At 59.8% G+C, this 15,456-nt stretch carries 14 protein-coding genes; 7 read left to right on the top strand and 7 right to left on the bottom strand.

Annotated elements, in window-relative coordinates; all coding sequences use genetic code 11:
• The first annotated feature begins 33 nt into the window (after nucleotides 1-33).
• Entirely contained in the window at nucleotides 34-1,026 is a 993-nt protein-coding gene (locus tag KZO34_RS06200; RefSeq protein WP_219477203.1) for a DnaJ C-terminal domain-containing protein, read from the top strand.
• Between the two features lie 15 nt (nucleotides 1,027-1,041).
• On the top strand, nucleotides 1,042-1,401 hold the full coding sequence (locus tag KZO34_RS06195; protein ID WP_219474487.1) for a chaperone modulator CbpM: 360 nt from the start codon (nucleotides 1,042-1,044) through the stop codon (nucleotides 1,399-1,401).
• A 16-nt stretch (nucleotides 1,402-1,417) separates the two neighbouring features.
• Here the strand turns inward: KZO34_RS06195 and KZO34_RS06190 are convergent, their stop codons facing one another.
• Complete coding sequence (locus tag KZO34_RS06190; RefSeq protein WP_219474484.1) at nucleotides 1,418-1,591, bottom strand: DUF6435 family protein; 174 nt, start codon at nucleotides 1,589-1,591, stop codon at nucleotides 1,418-1,420.
• Nucleotides 1,592-1,829: 238 nt separating this feature from the next.
• Between KZO34_RS06190 and KZO34_RS06185 the strand changes: the two genes are divergently transcribed.
• Entirely contained in the window at nucleotides 1,830-3,770 is a 1,941-nt protein-coding gene (locus tag KZO34_RS06185; RefSeq protein ID WP_219474481.1) for a methyl-accepting chemotaxis protein, read from the top strand.
• 40 nt (nucleotides 3,771-3,810) lie between these two features.
• Here the strand turns inward: KZO34_RS06185 and KZO34_RS06180 are convergent, their stop codons facing one another.
• Entirely contained in the window at nucleotides 3,811-4,776 is a 966-nt protein-coding gene (locus KZO34_RS06180; RefSeq protein ID WP_219474477.1) for an NAD(P)H-dependent flavin oxidoreductase, read from the bottom strand.
• A gap of 129 nt (nucleotides 4,777-4,905) precedes the next feature.
• On the opposite strand from KZO34_RS06180, the gene KZO34_RS06175 reads away from it, so the two are divergent.
• The 3 genes from KZO34_RS06175 to KZO34_RS06165 all read left to right on the top strand — a co-directional run bounded on the left by KZO34_RS06175 (nucleotide 4,906) and on the right by KZO34_RS06165 (nucleotide 7,549).
• Nucleotides 4,906-5,634, top strand: coding sequence for a DsbA family protein (locus KZO34_RS06175; RefSeq protein WP_219474474.1), 729 nt, complete (start codon nucleotides 4,906-4,908; stop codon nucleotides 5,632-5,634).
• 141 nt (nucleotides 5,635-5,775) lie between these two features.
• The gene (trhO, locus tag KZO34_RS06170) at nucleotides 5,776-6,795 is read left to right on the top strand and encodes an oxygen-dependent tRNA uridine(34) hydroxylase TrhO (protein WP_219474471.1); all 1,020 of its coding nucleotides are present in this window, start codon (nucleotides 5,776-5,778) and stop codon (nucleotides 6,793-6,795) included.
• Between the two features lie 22 nt (nucleotides 6,796-6,817).
• Entirely contained in the window at nucleotides 6,818-7,549 is a 732-nt protein-coding gene (locus KZO34_RS06165; protein WP_219474467.1) for a DUF481 domain-containing protein, read from the top strand.
• On the opposite strand, the gene KZO34_RS18780 is transcribed toward KZO34_RS06165, so the two are convergent.
• The 5 genes from KZO34_RS18780 to KZO34_RS06140 form a co-directional block, all read right to left on the bottom strand.
• A complete protein-coding gene (locus KZO34_RS18780) occupies nucleotides 7,550-8,497 on the bottom strand; it encodes a YbgA family protein (RefSeq protein WP_219474464.1) in 948 nt (315 codons plus the stop codon).
• Between the two features lie 80 nt (nucleotides 8,498-8,577).
• Complete coding sequence (locus KZO34_RS06155; RefSeq protein ID WP_219474460.1) at nucleotides 8,578-10,821, bottom strand: glycosyltransferase; 2,244 nt, start codon at nucleotides 10,819-10,821, stop codon at nucleotides 8,578-8,580.
• On the bottom strand, nucleotides 10,818-11,876 hold the full coding sequence (locus tag KZO34_RS06150; RefSeq protein ID WP_219474457.1) for a lysylphosphatidylglycerol synthase transmembrane domain-containing protein: 1,059 nt from the start codon (nucleotides 11,874-11,876) through the stop codon (nucleotides 10,818-10,820). Before KZO34_RS06150 ends, KZO34_RS06155 begins: the two co-directional genes overlap by 4 nt.
• Before the next feature lie 65 nt (nucleotides 11,877-11,941).
• The gene (locus KZO34_RS06145; RefSeq protein ID WP_374706528.1) at nucleotides 11,942-12,907 is read right to left on the bottom strand and encodes a DUF6160 family protein; all 966 of its coding nucleotides are present in this window, start codon (nucleotides 12,905-12,907) and stop codon (nucleotides 11,942-11,944) included.
• A gap of 256 nt (nucleotides 12,908-13,163) precedes the next feature.
• Complete coding sequence (locus KZO34_RS06140; RefSeq protein WP_219474451.1) at nucleotides 13,164-13,823, bottom strand: GntR family transcriptional regulator; 660 nt, start codon at nucleotides 13,821-13,823, stop codon at nucleotides 13,164-13,166.
• Between the two features lie 251 nt (nucleotides 13,824-14,074).
• On the opposite strand from KZO34_RS06140, the gene KZO34_RS06135 reads away from it, so the two are divergent.
• Nucleotides 14,075-15,214 (top strand): alkane 1-monooxygenase, encoded by a 1,140-nt coding sequence (locus KZO34_RS06135; protein ID WP_219474447.1) that lies wholly within the window; start codon nucleotides 14,075-14,077, stop codon nucleotides 15,212-15,214.
• The last annotated feature ends 242 nt before the right edge of the window (nucleotides 15,215-15,456 follow it).

The raw sequence follows: 15,456 nt of genomic DNA, 5'->3' as shown, positions 1-15,456 counted from the left end.
GTCCGGAACCAGGAATCAGTGGTGAGGACCAGAATGGACTTCAAAGACTATTACGCCGCGCTCGGTGTGAGCGAGTCTGCCTCTCCCGAGGACATCAAGAGGGCTTACCGCAAGCTGGCCCGGAAATACCACCCGGACGTCAGTAAGGAAACGGATGCCGACGAAAAGTTCAAAGACGTCGGTGAGGCCTACGAAGTATTGAAGGATCCTGAGAAACGGGCCGAATACGACCAGTTGCGCAAGTACGGCGCCCGAGGGGATGGCTCGTTTGAGCCGCCACCGGGCTGGCAAAGTGCGTCCGGATTTGGCGGTGGCGGCTACACTGAAGCCGATGCCGCTCAATTCAGTGATTTCTTTGAGGAGATTTTTGGTGGTGGCGGTCGGGCCGGCGGTGGCTTCTCCCGTGGCGGATTTGGCGCAACCGGTCGGGCCGGCGGTTTCCGTCAAAACATGCGGGTTCGGGGTGAGGACGTTCACGCCCGGCTTTCGCTGTTTCTGGAGGAAGTGTTTCATGGCTGCGAAAAACAGGTCTCCTTCACGGTTCACCAACCGGACGAACACGGCCACATCATGCCTCGACAGAAGACCCTCAAGGTCAAAATTCCGGCCGGGATGCGGGAGGGGCAGCACCTGCGACTGAAAGGGCAGGGCTCGCCGGGCAGTGGTGGCGGGGATGCGGGTGACCTCTTGCTGGAAATTGAGCTGGCGCCGCACCCAACCTTTGCCGTCGAGGGGCGGGATATTCTGGTCACTATGCCGATTACGCCTTGGGAAGCCGCGCTTGGCGCCACTGTCACCGTGCCGACGGTCGGTTCGAGGGTGAACGTGAAAGTGCCCAAAGGATCGTCCAGCGGTCGGAAGTTGCGGCTCAAGGGTAAGGGATTCCCGGGCAAGCACCCGGGCGACCAGATTGTCGTTCTCCAGGTTGTGATGCCGGAGCAGCATGCACCGGAGGCAGAAAAACTCTACAAGCAACTGGCGGAGGCAGAAAAGAGCTTCAATCCACGCAGTAGGCTGCACGTGTAATCATGGAGTAAAGGCATGAGCAGAAACACCGAGACGCTGACGGTCGAGATTGTTGAGCAGCAGGCAACCTTCACGCTTCGCGAGATATGCGAGCGAGGTGATTGCCATGCGGAACTGGTCCTGAAAATGGTGAGTTACGGGATTATCGAGCCGGTTGAAGCCCTTGAGCATGAGGAAGTCCGGAATTGGGAATTCGACCTGACAGCACTACTGCGTCTTCAGAAGGCCATGCGGCTGCAGCGGGATCTGAAAATGAACCTGCCGGGGCTGGCCATGTCACTGGAACTCCTCGACGAAGTGGATACCATGCGCCGGGAAATCGGCCGGCTTCGTCAGCAGTTGGACCAGTTTTCGCAGAATCAGGATCGTGACTGACCGGTAAACCGACGGTTTATTTTCCGTCGGAGAGCTTCTGGATTTCCGCGTAGATCTTTTCAGCCTCCTCCATCAGTGTGCCATGCGTGCGAAGGTCCCCGTTGCGCTGGGCATGCAGTGCCTTTTCGAGTTTGTCCTCATAGGCTTTTTGCAGCTTTTTCTTGGGATCGCCTTTCAAAAATCCGAGCATAGTGGTGCTCCTTCCGTCGAATGTCCTGAAGAGTTACGGGGTAGTTGTGCAAAAGTTCACTGGAGCCCCTGGTTATAAATCCCCCCGAAAAACCCTACGTGTAAATACCTGCAACAAATCCCTACATAAAAACGCTCCCCTATGGTCCGGGTTTTGCTAAAACTATGCGAGACCCATCGCACGGGACGCTGAAAATAAACGCGAAGGATGCAGCAGTAAACACGTTGACGGAGTCCCTATGACCCCTCGTTTTTTGAAACAGCTGATCACAAGTCGGCTGCTAAGGCCTGTTTTCCTGATACTGGTTATCGCCGGTCTGGCGCAGGTTGTGGTCAGCCAGTGGTTGATTTCGAACCAGGTGGAGCGCCTGGTGGAGACTGCCGGCTCGGCCCTTGAAGCCAGCAGCACGAAAGTCAGTGAGTCGTTTGGGGAAACCCGTGAAGATGTGCGTGGTCGTCTGCAGACCATGCGAGAGAAGACCATTGACGAACTGGCCAGCGAACTGACCCGTCAGCAGACCGAACAGCAGGAGCGTGTGGCCAGTAATGTTCGAAACGCGGTTATGGCTGAGGCGCAGGGTCTCGCCAACGTGCTGGCGGCGGTTGCCGCGCCCCTGATTTGGGACCGGGATATTCCCCGCCTGACCGATCTGGTTGAGTTGGCGGATGCTCGTGAGTCGGTCCTGTTTGCCATTTACTACGACCAGTATGGCGAGCGCATGACCCGTTACGTGGACCGTACCGACGACCGGGTACGCACCCTTATGAAGCAGGGTGAGGGCCGGGGTGCGGCAAATCGGGTCCTCGATGCGGCAAGCCGTGACCCCAATGTGGTGATTATTACCGCCGACATCAAGCCTCAGGGCTCCGCCATCGGCCAGCTCAAGCTGGGTCTGTCCCTGGAGGGTATCAATCAGGATCTGGCTCAGCTGGAGCAGGAATTCAGCGCCACCATCACCGGTAGCATTGACGCCTCACGCCAGACTCTCGAAGCGGAGACGGAGCAGGTGAACCAGCGGCTTCAGCAGCAACTGGCCGGCATGGGAGCCGATACCCAGGCGCGAATCCACAACACGGTGGAGTCCCTGAACAACGAAGCCTCGAGTCTGGCGGCGAATCTCTCGATTCTCGCCATCGGCTCGGTGCTGGTGCTGATTGTCCTGGTGGCGGCGGTGCTCGGGGGTGGCCTGTTGCCGCGGGTGCTCCGGCTGAGTTCCGCAATCTGGAGCATCGCCGATGGCGAAGCCGACCTGACCCGACGAGTGTCCCTGAAGGGCCGGGACGAACTGACCGAAATGGCGCGGGGTATGAATCAGTTCATAGCGCGGATCCAGGAGCTGGTGTCGGATGTGAAGGCCTCGGCGGAGTCTGCGGCCGGGCAGGCCCGGGCGCAGGGGGAGATCAGCCGCGACGCCGTATCGGCGGTAAACCACCAGCAGCGGGAAGTGGCGGATGTCTCCGAGACGATGGCCGCCATGTCCCGGAGTATTGCCGAGGTGGCCGCCAGCATTCAGGAAGTGGCGGGTTCGGTGCAGACCATTGGCGCCGAGAGCGAGGCGACGGCGGGCATTTCACGGGATGTCCGGGACCGGCTTGATGCCGTGGTGCGCAATGTCGAGTCGGCGGTGGCCGCCGTCAATGAACTCAACCACCAGAGCACGGAAATCAACTCGGTGCTGTCGGTGATCGGTGCCATCGCGGAGCAGACTAACCTGCTGGCGCTGAACGCGGCCATCGAGGCCGCACGGGCGGGCGAGTCCGGCCGGGGGTTTGCGGTTGTTGCCGACGAGGTCCGCACACTGGCCAGCCGGACCCAGGAATCCACGACCGAGATCCAGGCCATCATCGAGCGGCTGCAGCAGGGCAGTCGCCAGGCGGTATCGGTGATAGACCAGGTCTCGGGGCAGGTTGCCGAATCCTCGACGGAATTCCGCAAGGCAGATGAGCACTTTGAACAGATCAATCAGTTGCTGGGCAGTCTGCAGGAGCGGGCACTGACCATCTCCTCGGTGGCTGAGGAAGAAGGGCGGCATGCCGGCAAGGTGAGTGTCAGCGTCGAGGATATCGCCCGATCTTCGGAAACCACCGTTGAGGCTATCCACCGCTCGGACAAGGCCAGTCACCAGATTGGCGAGCTGTTGTCGGCGCTTCAGGCCAAGGCCTCACAGTTCAGGGTGTAACCGGATCAACGGGCAGCCGGCGCGAAGGCTGCCCGTCACGTCAACCGCAGAGTCGGGTGCGGGCCGCGTCGTATTCCGTTTTCAGGCGGCCGACCAGGGCCTCGACGCTGAGCACGTCGTGAATCTGGCTGACACCCTGGCCCGCTGACCAGACGGTTTTCCAGGCCTTCGCCTCGTCGTCCACCGGTTTCAGCTTTTCCCCATAATCAATGTCGCCGGCCTGGTTGAGTTTGTCCATCGGGTAGCCCGCGGCTTCCAGACTCTGGCGCATAAAGCTGGCGGGCACGCCGGAAACGGCCGGTGTGTGGATGATGTCAGCGGACACCGCCTCGATAATCATGTTGCGGTAGGCCTCCTCGGCCTGCGATTCAACCGTATTGATGAAGCGGGTGCCCAGGTAGCCCAGATCGGCGCCCATGGCCTGGGCTGCCAGCAGGTCTTCCCCATGGGACAGGCCGCCGGCCAGAAGAATGGTGCCGTCAAAGACGTCGCGAATTTCGTGCACCAGGACAACAGGGTTGATGGTGCCGGCATGGCCTCCGGCCCCTGCGGCCACGGCGATGACGCCGTCTACCCCCGCCTCGGCGGCTTTGCGCGCGTGCTTCTGGTTGGTGACATCGTGAAACACCAGGCCGCCGTACCCGTGTACCGCGTCAACAACCTGGCTGGCGGCACCCAGAGAGGTAATGACAATGGGTACCCGATGCTTGACGCACAATTCCAGGTCCGCCTGCCAGCGCGGATTGGTGCGATGGACAATCAGATTGACCGCGTAAGGCGCCAGCGGGGCCGAAGGATTCTCCTGGCGGAAACGGTCGAGTTCGCTGTTCATCTGTTCAAGCCAGGCCTCGAAGCCTTCGCTCGTGCGCTGGTTCAGGGCGGGAAAGCTGCCGACCACGCCTTCCTTGCAGCAGGCCAGCGCAAGCTCCGGGCCCGAGATCAGAAACATCGGCGCCGCCACGAGCGGCAGGGTCAGGTTGCTGGAGATGGATTCGGGTAAGGCCATGAGTTTTCCTTAATTTTTGTTGGAACTTATATAGGTTATAAAGGATCTTAGCCTGCCGGGGTGGCGCTGAAAATGGTCGTTGCCCGTCGAATGCGTGGAAAAAACTCTACCAACAAGAAGGAGCCCGTAATGGGTGAAGCAAAACGTCGCAGGGAAACCGGAGCCCCTGCGCCCAAGAAATCTGGAAATCAGCCCCTTTATATCGGGGTGGCGGTGCTGGTATTGGCCGCGGTTGCCATTGGTCTGTTCTTCCTGACGGCCAAGCCGAAGCCTACCTCGGATGAACTGCCTGTTGCCGCCCCCAACGCCGATGCGTTCCCGGCCGAGCTGGATCAGTACGGTATGTCGGTGGGTCCGGCTGATGCCCCCGTTGTGGTGCGCGAGTTCGCTGATTATCAGTGCCCGGCCTGTGGCCGCTTTTCCGATGCCAGTCAGAAGCTGAAAGAACAGTACGTTGAGGCTGGCAAGGTCCGGTTTGTCTATTTTGACCTGCCGTTGCAGCAGCACCAGAATGCCATGCCCGCCGCACTGGCTGCCCGTTGTGCCGGAGACCAGGATGCCTATTGGGAAATGCATGACCAGCTTTTCGCGGCCCAGTCCGAATGGAGTGGCTCCGGCGATCCGGTTGCCACCTTCACCCGCTACGCCGGAGATCTCGGGCTGGAGGAACGGCGCTTTCGCCGGTGCATGACCACGGAATTGCATCGGGAAGCCGTGGAGCAGAGCCGCCGTGTGGCGATGCAACTGCGGGTTGCCAGCACACCGACGGTGCTTGTGGATAACATTCGCCTGCCCCGACCCGGCTGGGGACAGTTGTCCGCCGTGGTGGAACGGGAGCTGGCCAGCAAGGCCGATTGACCGGGTGGCTGGCATGCTTCGGCCAGCCCGCACTTGATCCCGGGCCAGAGTTGGTTAAAAATTGCGCCCTCTCTGGCCTGAGCCTTTGAATGAAACCAAACCCATGCTCCGGATTTACGGTCCGGCCCGCAGGAGAAATCGATGAGCAATGATGTAGTTGTCTGCGCGCTCTACAAGTTCGCAGTCCTGAATGATTACCAGTCCCTTCGCCAGCCGCTGCTGGACATTATGCTGGCCAACGACGTCCACGGGACACTGTTGTTGGCCCGTGAAGGGATCAACGGCACCATCGCCGGCAGCCGCGAAGGCATTGATGCGGTCAAAGCCTGGATTGACAGCGACCGGCGTTTCGACGGAATCGACTACAAAGAATCGTTTGTGGACATCCAGCCGTTCAAACGCACCAAAGTGAAACTCAAGAAAGAGATCGTCACCATGGGCGTGGACGGGGTCGACCCGAAGCGCATCGTTGGCACCTACGTGGAGGCCCAGGACTGGAATGACCTGATCTCCGATCCGGAGGTGGTGCTGGTCGATACCCGTAACCAGTACGAAGTGGAAATCGGCACGTTCCGGAACGCCGTGAACCCGGCTACCGATACCTTCCGGGAGTTCCCGGACTACGTGAAGCAGAACCTGGATCCGTCCCGGCACAAGAAAGTCGCGATGTTCTGCACCGGCGGCATTCGCTGCGAGAAATCGACGGCCTATCTGAAAGAGCAGGGCTTCGAGGAGGTCTACCATCTCAAGGGCGGCATTCTGAAATACCTCGAGGAAGTGCCCCAGGAGCAGAGCCTGTGGCACGGAGAGTGCTTCGTGTTTGATGACCGGGTGACGGTGAACCACCAGCTTGAGCGCGGCGACTATGACCAGTGCCACGCCTGCCGGCGCCCGATTACCGAGGACGACAAGCAGCGTCCTGAATACGAACAGGGTGTGAGCTGCCACCAGTGCATCGACTCGCTGACCGAGGAGCAGAAAGCCCGGTTTGCGGAGCGTGAGCGTCAGATGCGGCTGGCGGAGCAGCGCGGCGAGGCCCATGTCGGGGGGGAAGCCGCCCGCATCATTGCCGAGCGCAAGGCCCGTAAAAAGGCCGAGCGTGAACGCCACGCGCAAAAGAGCGTGGCAGGTGAAAAGGCCCGTAAATCAGCGGGAGCCTGAATCGACGAAGCAGGAGAACGTCATGGAACTCAGGAATGCCGTTGCGGTTGCCCTCCTTGGGGCCGTGCCGCTAGCCCAGGCTCAGGATCGTGGGGACGTCAAGGCTGAGTTCGAAGTGGGCGTTCTGGTGACGTCAGGCAATACCGAGGAAAACAACCTCAATGGCCGGCTGGCCATTGGTAATGAATTGCCTCGATGGCGCAACACCGCAGAATTCAGCGGCAGGCATACCGAGGCTGATGACGAAACCACCGCCGAGCAGTACCGGGTGGAGGGCGAGACCAACTACAAGTTCGACGAGCGCCAGTACTGGTTTCTCCGGGGTGGCTGGGAGGACGACCGCTTTTCCGGGTATGACTTCGAGTCGTCGGTCACCGCAGGCTACGGTAACCGGCTGTGGGAGTCCGGTGACCTTTCGTTCTGGAGTGTGTCCACCGGTCTGGGTTACCGGTACAACCGGCTGGATGAACCCAATGAGAGCGGCAACAAGGCGGAAGATTCTGCCATCGCCCGATTTGCCACCCAGCTGGATTACGCGATTTCTGACCGAGCCCTGTTTCGTCAGAAGCTCAGCACCGAGGTGGGGCTGGAGGAAAACAACACCATCAGTGAATCGGAAACGGCGTTGCAGGCCACGGTGGTTGGCAATCTGTCCATGAAAACCGCATTCCGGGTCAAACACGTCTCCGACCCGCCTGAGGGAAAAGAGCGAACGGACACCGAAACCGCCCTGACCCTACTGTACACCTTCTGATCAGACGTTGTTGCGAAGCCCCAGCTCGTCCGGATAGGGCGTGAGGTACTGCTGCGCGCTGAGGTAGTCCACCGGTTCTCTGCGCTGGGCCATACGCAGCAGGGTCATGGGCACAACGAGCGGCACCTCGCCGCGTCGGTAGGCTTCCATCTGTTCCATCAGCACCTTCCGGTCCTCGTCCCCCATGGAGTCTCTGAGGTAGCCCATCAGGTGCTGCATGGCGTTCATATGCGACCCCCGGCTGACCTTCTGGCTCATGGCCTCCATAAACAGGTGGATGTACCGGTCGGCGATGGTTTCGAGCGGCTCCGATTTCAGATCGCCCAGCATCGGGCCAAGCTGCCGGTATATTTTCTCTGAGTGCGCCAGTAACTGGAACTTGTGACGGGTGTGGAATTCGATCAGTGTCTTCGCGGTCAGATTGTCTCCGGCCACATTCTGCATCCAGTCGTCGTAGGCGAAAACGCGTTCAATGAAGTTTTCACGGATCATGTCATCGTTCAGCCGGCCTTCTTCCTCCACCGGCATCAGCGGGTAGGTGCGGATCAGAGCTTCGGCAAACATGCCCCGTCCGTCGCGGCGTGTCACTTTGCCACCTTCGTTATGGACCTTGATGCGCTCCATGCCACAGCTGGGCGATTTCGCCATCAGGATGTAGCCGCGCAGATTGCCCAGAGATGGCATAACCGCGTCGATAAAGGCCTGCATGGCATCGGTGTGGTCGTTCTCGCCTTTGGTTTCGATGAGCCGGAGACCGTCGGTGTATTCGCGCAAGTGGATGGCGGGCCGAGGTACGCCCAGACCTGCTTCCAGTTCCGGGCAGATGGAGCGGAACTGGAAGTGTCTGGACAGGACCTGAGTACAGTATCGGGAGTGCTTGTGGCCGCCATCGTGGCGGACTTCCTTGCCAAGCAGGCAGGTGCTGATACCGACGGGAATTTCGCTCACGTAACCTCTCCGATCAATAAAAGGGTTTTTGTAATACGTGAATTCAGTCTAAACCGATCAGGCTCACAAGGTGAACCCGATCAATGCTCCTGGTGCCAGTGCCGGTTCCGTTTCTTGGCCTCCAGTGCCAGGGTGTTGGCGTAGATACTGCGAACGTCCCGGGCGAACTGCTCCACTGAGTAGTCCGCTGCGAATTCCAGGGCCTGGGCCGCCAGTTCCCGGCGGAGTTCATCGTCTTCCAGCAGTCGTTTCACTTCATGGACCCACAGCTCCTGATTTTCCGGGGTCTTGAACCCGTTGAAGCCGTGGCGGACCACGTCCTCAATACCGCTGGAGCGTACCGCAACCACCGGCAGGCCGGCTGCCATGGCTTCCAGGATGACCATGCCCTGGGTTTCCGACTTGGAGGCAAACAGGAACGCATCCCCGAGCTGATACCAGTTGGCCATGTCTTCAGGCGGCACGGCGCCGACCAGGGTGAAATGTCGTTGCAGGTCCAGATCGTCGATTTTCTGTTGCAGGCGGTCGCGCTGGTGCCCATCGCCGATCATCAGGAACCGGAAAGGCACCTGCGTTTGCCGACGCAGGGAATCGATCGCCTCGATCATGAAATCGATGTTTTTCTCATTCGAGAGCCGGGAAACGCTGACAAACACTTTCTCGTCATCCAGCGCCAGCTCGTTTCGTAAGCGCTGAACATCCTCGTCCCGGACCTCCTGAAAGCGCTGGTATTCGATGCCCGTGGGCTGAACGTGCGTGGGCGTCTTTACGCCAATCATGCGCAGGTACTCTTCGGTGGAGTAAGTGGGCACGATCACACCGTCGCACTTGTTGGCGAAACGCTTGATCAGGGCGTGGGAGATCAGGTTGCGAAACAGCATGCCGGGCAGGGGCACGAAGTGGGCATAGTGCTCCAGCCGGGTGTGGTAGGTGTAGATGGCCGGCACCTTGAGGGTCCGGGCCAGGAAAAGTCCGAGGGAGCCCAGCCAGAAGGGGTGGTGCAGGTGAATGATGTCCGGGCGGAAGGCTTTCACCCCTTTGCGAATTCTGGCCAGGAATATATTCGCCAGACGGAACTCCCGCTTCTCGCCCATGGCCAGGAGAGAGGGCACGCGCAGAACCTGTTCCTCGTTCTCCGGCTGATCCTTGTAGCGGGGGGCAACGATCAGGAGCTTGTCGCCCAGCTCTTCCAGTCCGCGTCGCAGTCGCTCGATGGAGATGGGAACGCCCCCGATAAATGGCAGATAGTTGTTGGTGAACATGGCCACCCGGAGCGGTTTTTCCAGCCAGGGGGAGGGGTCCAGGTCGTAGTCCGGGTAGTAGTCCTTGCCGACGAAAATCGTGGTGTAGAGCTTGATGGTAATGGCCACGAACACCGCGAGGATCAGGATAAAGTTCAGGTAACCGGAATAGATCAGGGAGTAGATGAAGAACCAGAGGCTCTCCAGCTGTTTCAGAACCGGATGCTGGCCAACCTTAAGCCGTTCCAGGGAATGGCTGATCTCGCCATCGGCGCCGACGCTCACCCTGACGAAGTGGTAGAAGCTGGTGTCGTTGTTCAGCACCAGGCCGCCGGCGCCACCGGTGGTGATGAACGTGGTAGTGCCTTGTTCGGCCTCTGAATACAGCGACAGGTTGGCAGAGAACGCCAGATCAATGTCGTGTCGCTCGATTTCCGCCATGAGTGCCTGCCGGAATTCCGGAGGCTGCAGGTAATCATCCTGCTGATCGAACGGCGCATTCTTCTCCGGTTCCAGCGGCGGATGGCCGATAAATAGAATACGGGCCCTGGAGTCGTCCTGGGCCAGCAGGTCGTTGAGCCAGCGAATCTGCCACTGCCAGGGCGTCTTGCCGGTGCTGTCCAGGAAGATCAGCCGGCTACTGCCGGCCTTGATGCTGAAAAAATGCGGGCCGAAGTGGTCGTAGAAGCGAAAACTGCCGAAGTCCTCGTATTCGTGGGCGCCAAAGGTCAGCAGGTACGGAATGGTGAGATGTCCCAGGCTGCCATAGAGCGCCCGGTACTTGTCCTCGCCCCCGCCGCTGACGGCGTTGCCCGCCGATACCATGAAATCAATCCCGGAGTTGTTCAGCTCGGGAATGATGCGTTCCTCGAAAATGCCGATGGAGTTGTTGATGTTGCCAACCACGGCAAAGCTGATCGGCGCATCCGGGCTGGTGCGCTTCTGTATACGCTCCACCTGATCGGTATGCAGGCCTTTGAAATCTTCCATGAAAAGATTGAGGTAGGCCTTGTAGCCCACCAGCAGGATCACAATCACCAGGCACAGGTAGAACAGCAGCTTCAAGGGGTTTCGGAGAATCATTCCGGATTCCTGCGATCTTTGATCAGTTCCCTCTGCAACACAATCAGCCCGATGATCATGCCCAGATAGATGGTCAGCAGGCGCCAGCTTACCGTCACCAGCACCAGGTGGTTGCCCGACAGAATATCGCGAAAGAAGCTTCCGAATACACCTTCGGAAATGCCCGAGGCGCCGGGCGTGGGCGAGAAATACATGATGAATGTGGTAACGACCAGCAACCCCAGGGTGACCAGGTAGTCCACGTCATAGCCGAGGCTGTGAATCAGCAGGGCCGGAAAGCTGAACAGGCTGAGCAGGAACAGGGCCGTAAACAGGATGGACAGGATGACGTACCGCGGCTCGCCCTTGATGTAATCGCCGAAACTGTCCGAGAACCGAAGCATCTCCCGCCGGGCTTTGAACTGCCAGCGCCGGTGGCGTTCCTCGCTGATCAGGTGAAGATGGCGAAGGGCCACCAGCAGCCGGGTCAGCGGCACAATCAGCCAGTGGGTCCGGAACAGCAGGATGGCAAAGAATCCCAGGTACAGAAAGATGAAAATCGCCAGGGCGACGCCGATGTTGCCGGTGATGGTGTGGTCCTTCAGCGCCCTTAGCGTGAGCAGGAACACCGGTGTCAGCGTGAAGATGAACAGCACGGCCAGCACCGTGCGAATCGTTGTGGCCGCGGTGGCCCGCCCCATGGGCACGCCGTGTCGGTGCAGGTACCAGATCTGGGCGAAGCCACCCCCGGTTGCCATGGGCGTGACATTGGAAAAGAACAGGTTGATGAACACCAGGCGGAACATCACCTTGAACGGCAACCGGTGCCCGAGGGCCCGCAGGGTAAAGTGCAAGCGCAGGCCATCGGACAGGAAGTAGACCAGCAGCAGAAGCCCCGCCATCAGCAGGGTGGAGGGCGCGATCAGTCGGGGGTCAAAGGTAATGCTGCGTCCGGCAAACTGATCGTAGACCGCATACAGACCAGCGGCGGTCATGGCGATAAAAATCAGGCTGAAGACGGTGAGTCGTCGCCAGGAAGTCCGTTTCGAGTAATCGCTTTCGGTGGAGTCGGTCATGGGCTGCCCGTCAGGTTAAGACGGGCAGTTTACAGGAGGTTAGGCGCGGGTTGTCCAGTCGGGGGTCAGTGGCCATACACCATCATGGTGGTGTCGGTGATGGCGAAGTCGGTGAACTGGACGCTGCCAATGCTGTTGGGGCCGATCCGGAATGTGGGCATGTCGATGTCCGCCCGGAACTCGACATCGTGCACCGACAGACCTTCCTTGCCCGAGGCCGCGCTGGTGCCCCGGGACAGCTTGGCGGTGGCGCTGGCCATGCCGAAATGGCCCAGGGTGTCGTTACCGCGCCGGTTGTGGATCTGGAGCCCCTCAATGCCGACAGCGGCGAAGTTGAATACAAAGAGCAGATCGGCAGCGTCCCAGTTCAGGTGGCCATTGGTGATTTCAAAGTGGGTGTCCAGCTGCAGTTCCGAACCGGAGACCGTGTTGCCGTTGGCCAGGGTGCGGGTATTGGTACCACCGTTACGGATCACCAGGTCAGTCGGGCCCACGTAGCCCTGCAGCAAGACATTGGAAAACAGACTGGTGGTGCCTTCGCTGCCGCTGGTCGTCAGGCTGTCGACGGCCAGTTCGAAGTCCACCGCTCTCAGGTAATCGTCCAGGACCGTGGGGTCGCCGTAGTCGGTTGCGCCCAGGTGAATCACCAGATCACCACTGTTGAACTGCTTGCCGAATTCGCCAGCAAGACTGTATTTCGCGAGAGCATCGGCAACATCGGCGTTGCCGGTGCTCAAAAGCCCGGCATCGGCACGGCGGGCAATCTCCGAAAAGCCGTGTTCCAGTACTTCACCCTGGCCGGCGATATCGATGGTCACCTTCATGTTGTCCAGAACCGTGTCGTTCTGGCCGGAGAGCCTGAGGCCGTTCACATTGATCGAGCCTTCGTCGATCCAGCTCAGCCGATCCACCGAGACTTTGGTTTCCATTTCGATCGTCACACCGGCCTGACCGGTCACGCCGGCCAGGGCGCCGTCGTCCAGCGGTCTGAATTCGGCCATCGCGGGCAAGGGCAGGGAAAGCGCCAACACCAGTGCGGATACGCGACTGGACAGTCGTTGGTGGGCAGACGGTGCGCAGCTGGAACAGGCGTGTGACAGAGTCATGGTGGCCCCAAAATCCGTTTTCGGTGTTTGTTGTTGTTTACAGGGAAAGCGTATCAATGCCTTCCGGGCCGCAGGACAGCACAACCAATGCAGCAGAAACTCGATTTTGTTACACGTTGTTACGATAGGTGGGAAAACGCGACAGGTCTGTGAGCTGAATCACAACCTCGGCGGCCTGGTCCTATGAGGTCAATGCCTGCTGGATCAGCAGTTTCTGGTGTTCGGCAAAATCGCGAATCAGGGTCTGGGCCTTGTCGCCGTCCCGGGCGAGAACCGCCTGGGGCAGGTGCGTGAAGAACTGGCTGGTCTGGTCCAGACCCTTGCGGTAACGATCCGCGCTCAGATAGTAGGCCCGGCTGACAGCCGGTTTGAAGTTGGACAGGGCCTCGGTCAGGTAGGGATTGCCCACCACATCGCAGCAGGCCTCCATGACGCCGAAGCTGGCTTCGACAATGGCCGTGATGTTGGCGGACGGTTGGTTCATCTGTTTAACCACTCGGGCCACTGCATCCAGCAGGGGCTGCCGGTCCGCTTCCTGCCAGCGCTCACACAGCCGGGCGGCGAGCATCATCAGCAGGTGCATGTACACGTCATAAAGCTCGGAGGCGTGTTCGGCGTCCAGCCGGGTTGCCGATGCGCCCTTGCGCGGCGTGATGTCCACCAAATGCCAGCGTTCCAGCGTGTACAGGGCTTCCTTCACCGAGGCCCGGCTCACCTTCAGTTCTGACGCCAGGGTCGCCTCCTGGATGCGCTCGCCCGGCCGGATCTGCCCGGTCATGATCCGCTCCGCCATGTAGTTGGCAATTTCTTCGGCCAGGGTGTTCGGCACCTGAAAATCCATAAGGGCTCTCTGAACAGGACGTAAAAGCCGGCTGGCCGCAGACGGAATCAGCCCGGCGCTGGAATCTGTGCGCATGAGTCTATCACAGCCGTGTAAAAGGACAGCCACAACCCGTTGATCCGGCGGGGCTTCCCGGGCGTGGTCGAAAATTTCTTATTAGATGTTGACGACTGCCATATTGTAGGACAATAATGCAGAAAATAACAGGCGAGCGATCGGTCGCCCAAGTGAATGCTGAAGGAGAGAGTCCAATGAGTACCAGTCAGATGTCGGTCAGCCGTGAGGCCACACGCAGGAGAGTCCTGCTGACCCTGAAGAAATACAGCTACCTGATCGCCATGATTCCGCTGGTTCTGCCGCCGCTGCTGCTGGCGGCGGGCCATGCCACTGGCCTGGTCAACCTGTTTTCATGGGGTGTGCCGGTGGTGGTATTCGGCATCATTCCGGTGCTGGACATGCTGCTGGGAAAAGATGCCCTGAACCCCGATGAAGAGGCGGATGTGCCCCGGCTGAACAGCGAAGTCTTTTACCGATTCATCACCTTGGGCTGGGTGGCCGGCTTTGCCATCCTGCTGGTATGGAGCATGCTGGAGCTGGCCTCGGGCACGTTCAGTGCGGTCGGTGGGCTTGGCTGGGTCCTGTCGATTGGCATCGTCGGGGGCCTTGGGATCAACGTCGCCCACGAGCTGATCCACAAGGATGCAAAACTGGAAACCCGAGCCGGTGGTTTGCTGCTCTCACTGGTGTGCTACGGCGGTTTCAAGGTGGAACATCTGCGCGGCCACCATGTGCACGTCTCCACGCCGGAAGACGCGTCCTCGTCCCGCTACAATCAGTCGCTTTACGAGTTCCTGCCCCAGGCCTATGTGCGCAATTTTCTCAACGCCTGGAGACTGGAAGCTCAGCGTCTGGAGCGCAAGGGCCTGACAGCGCTGAGCTGGCGCAATGAGTTGATCTGGTGGTACAGCATCAGTGCGTTGGCGTGTATCGGGTTCACCGCAGCCTTTGGTTGGCTGGGTGCCGCCTTCTTCCTCGGGCAGAGCTTTGTCGCCTTTACCCTGCTGGAGATCGTCAACTACCTCGAGCACTACGGCCTGCACCGCCGCAAACTGGATAACGGCCGCTACGAACGCACCACGCCCGAGCACAGCTGGAACAGCAACTACTTCCTCACCAACGTGTTCCTGTTCCACCTCCAGCGCCACAGCGATCACCACGCCTACGCCAAGCGCCGCTACCAGGTACTGAGGCACCACGAAATCGCCCCGCAACTGCCGGCCGGCTATGCGGCCATGATCGTTGTCGCCATGATCCCGCCGCTGTGGAAGCGGATCATGAATCCCCGGGTGGAGGCTTATTACCGGGGGGAGGAGCATCAGCTGGCCTCCTGATCTGGGCGATACCTTCTTACCATGGTCTTGGGGGAGATGGCGACCGGGGGAATTTTTCTCCAGAAGAATCGCAAACTCGCTTCGCTCAGACAGCGATTTTCTTCCGAAAAACACCCCCGATCACCACCCCCACGCCTCGGCCAGTCCCCAAACCCCAGAGCAATAAACTTCAGAGCGTCTCTGAAGAAACGCCGCCCCAAAGCGGCCCTCCGACCCCGCCGGTTCGTCTCTGCCCGCGGGGT

Source organism: Marinobacter sp. F4206, assembly GCF_019392195.1.
GTDB lineage: Bacteria > Pseudomonadota > Gammaproteobacteria > Pseudomonadales > Oleiphilaceae > Marinobacter.
Note: the sequence above shows the minus strand (reverse complement) of the source record. Positions and strands in the feature narration are given on the sequence as shown.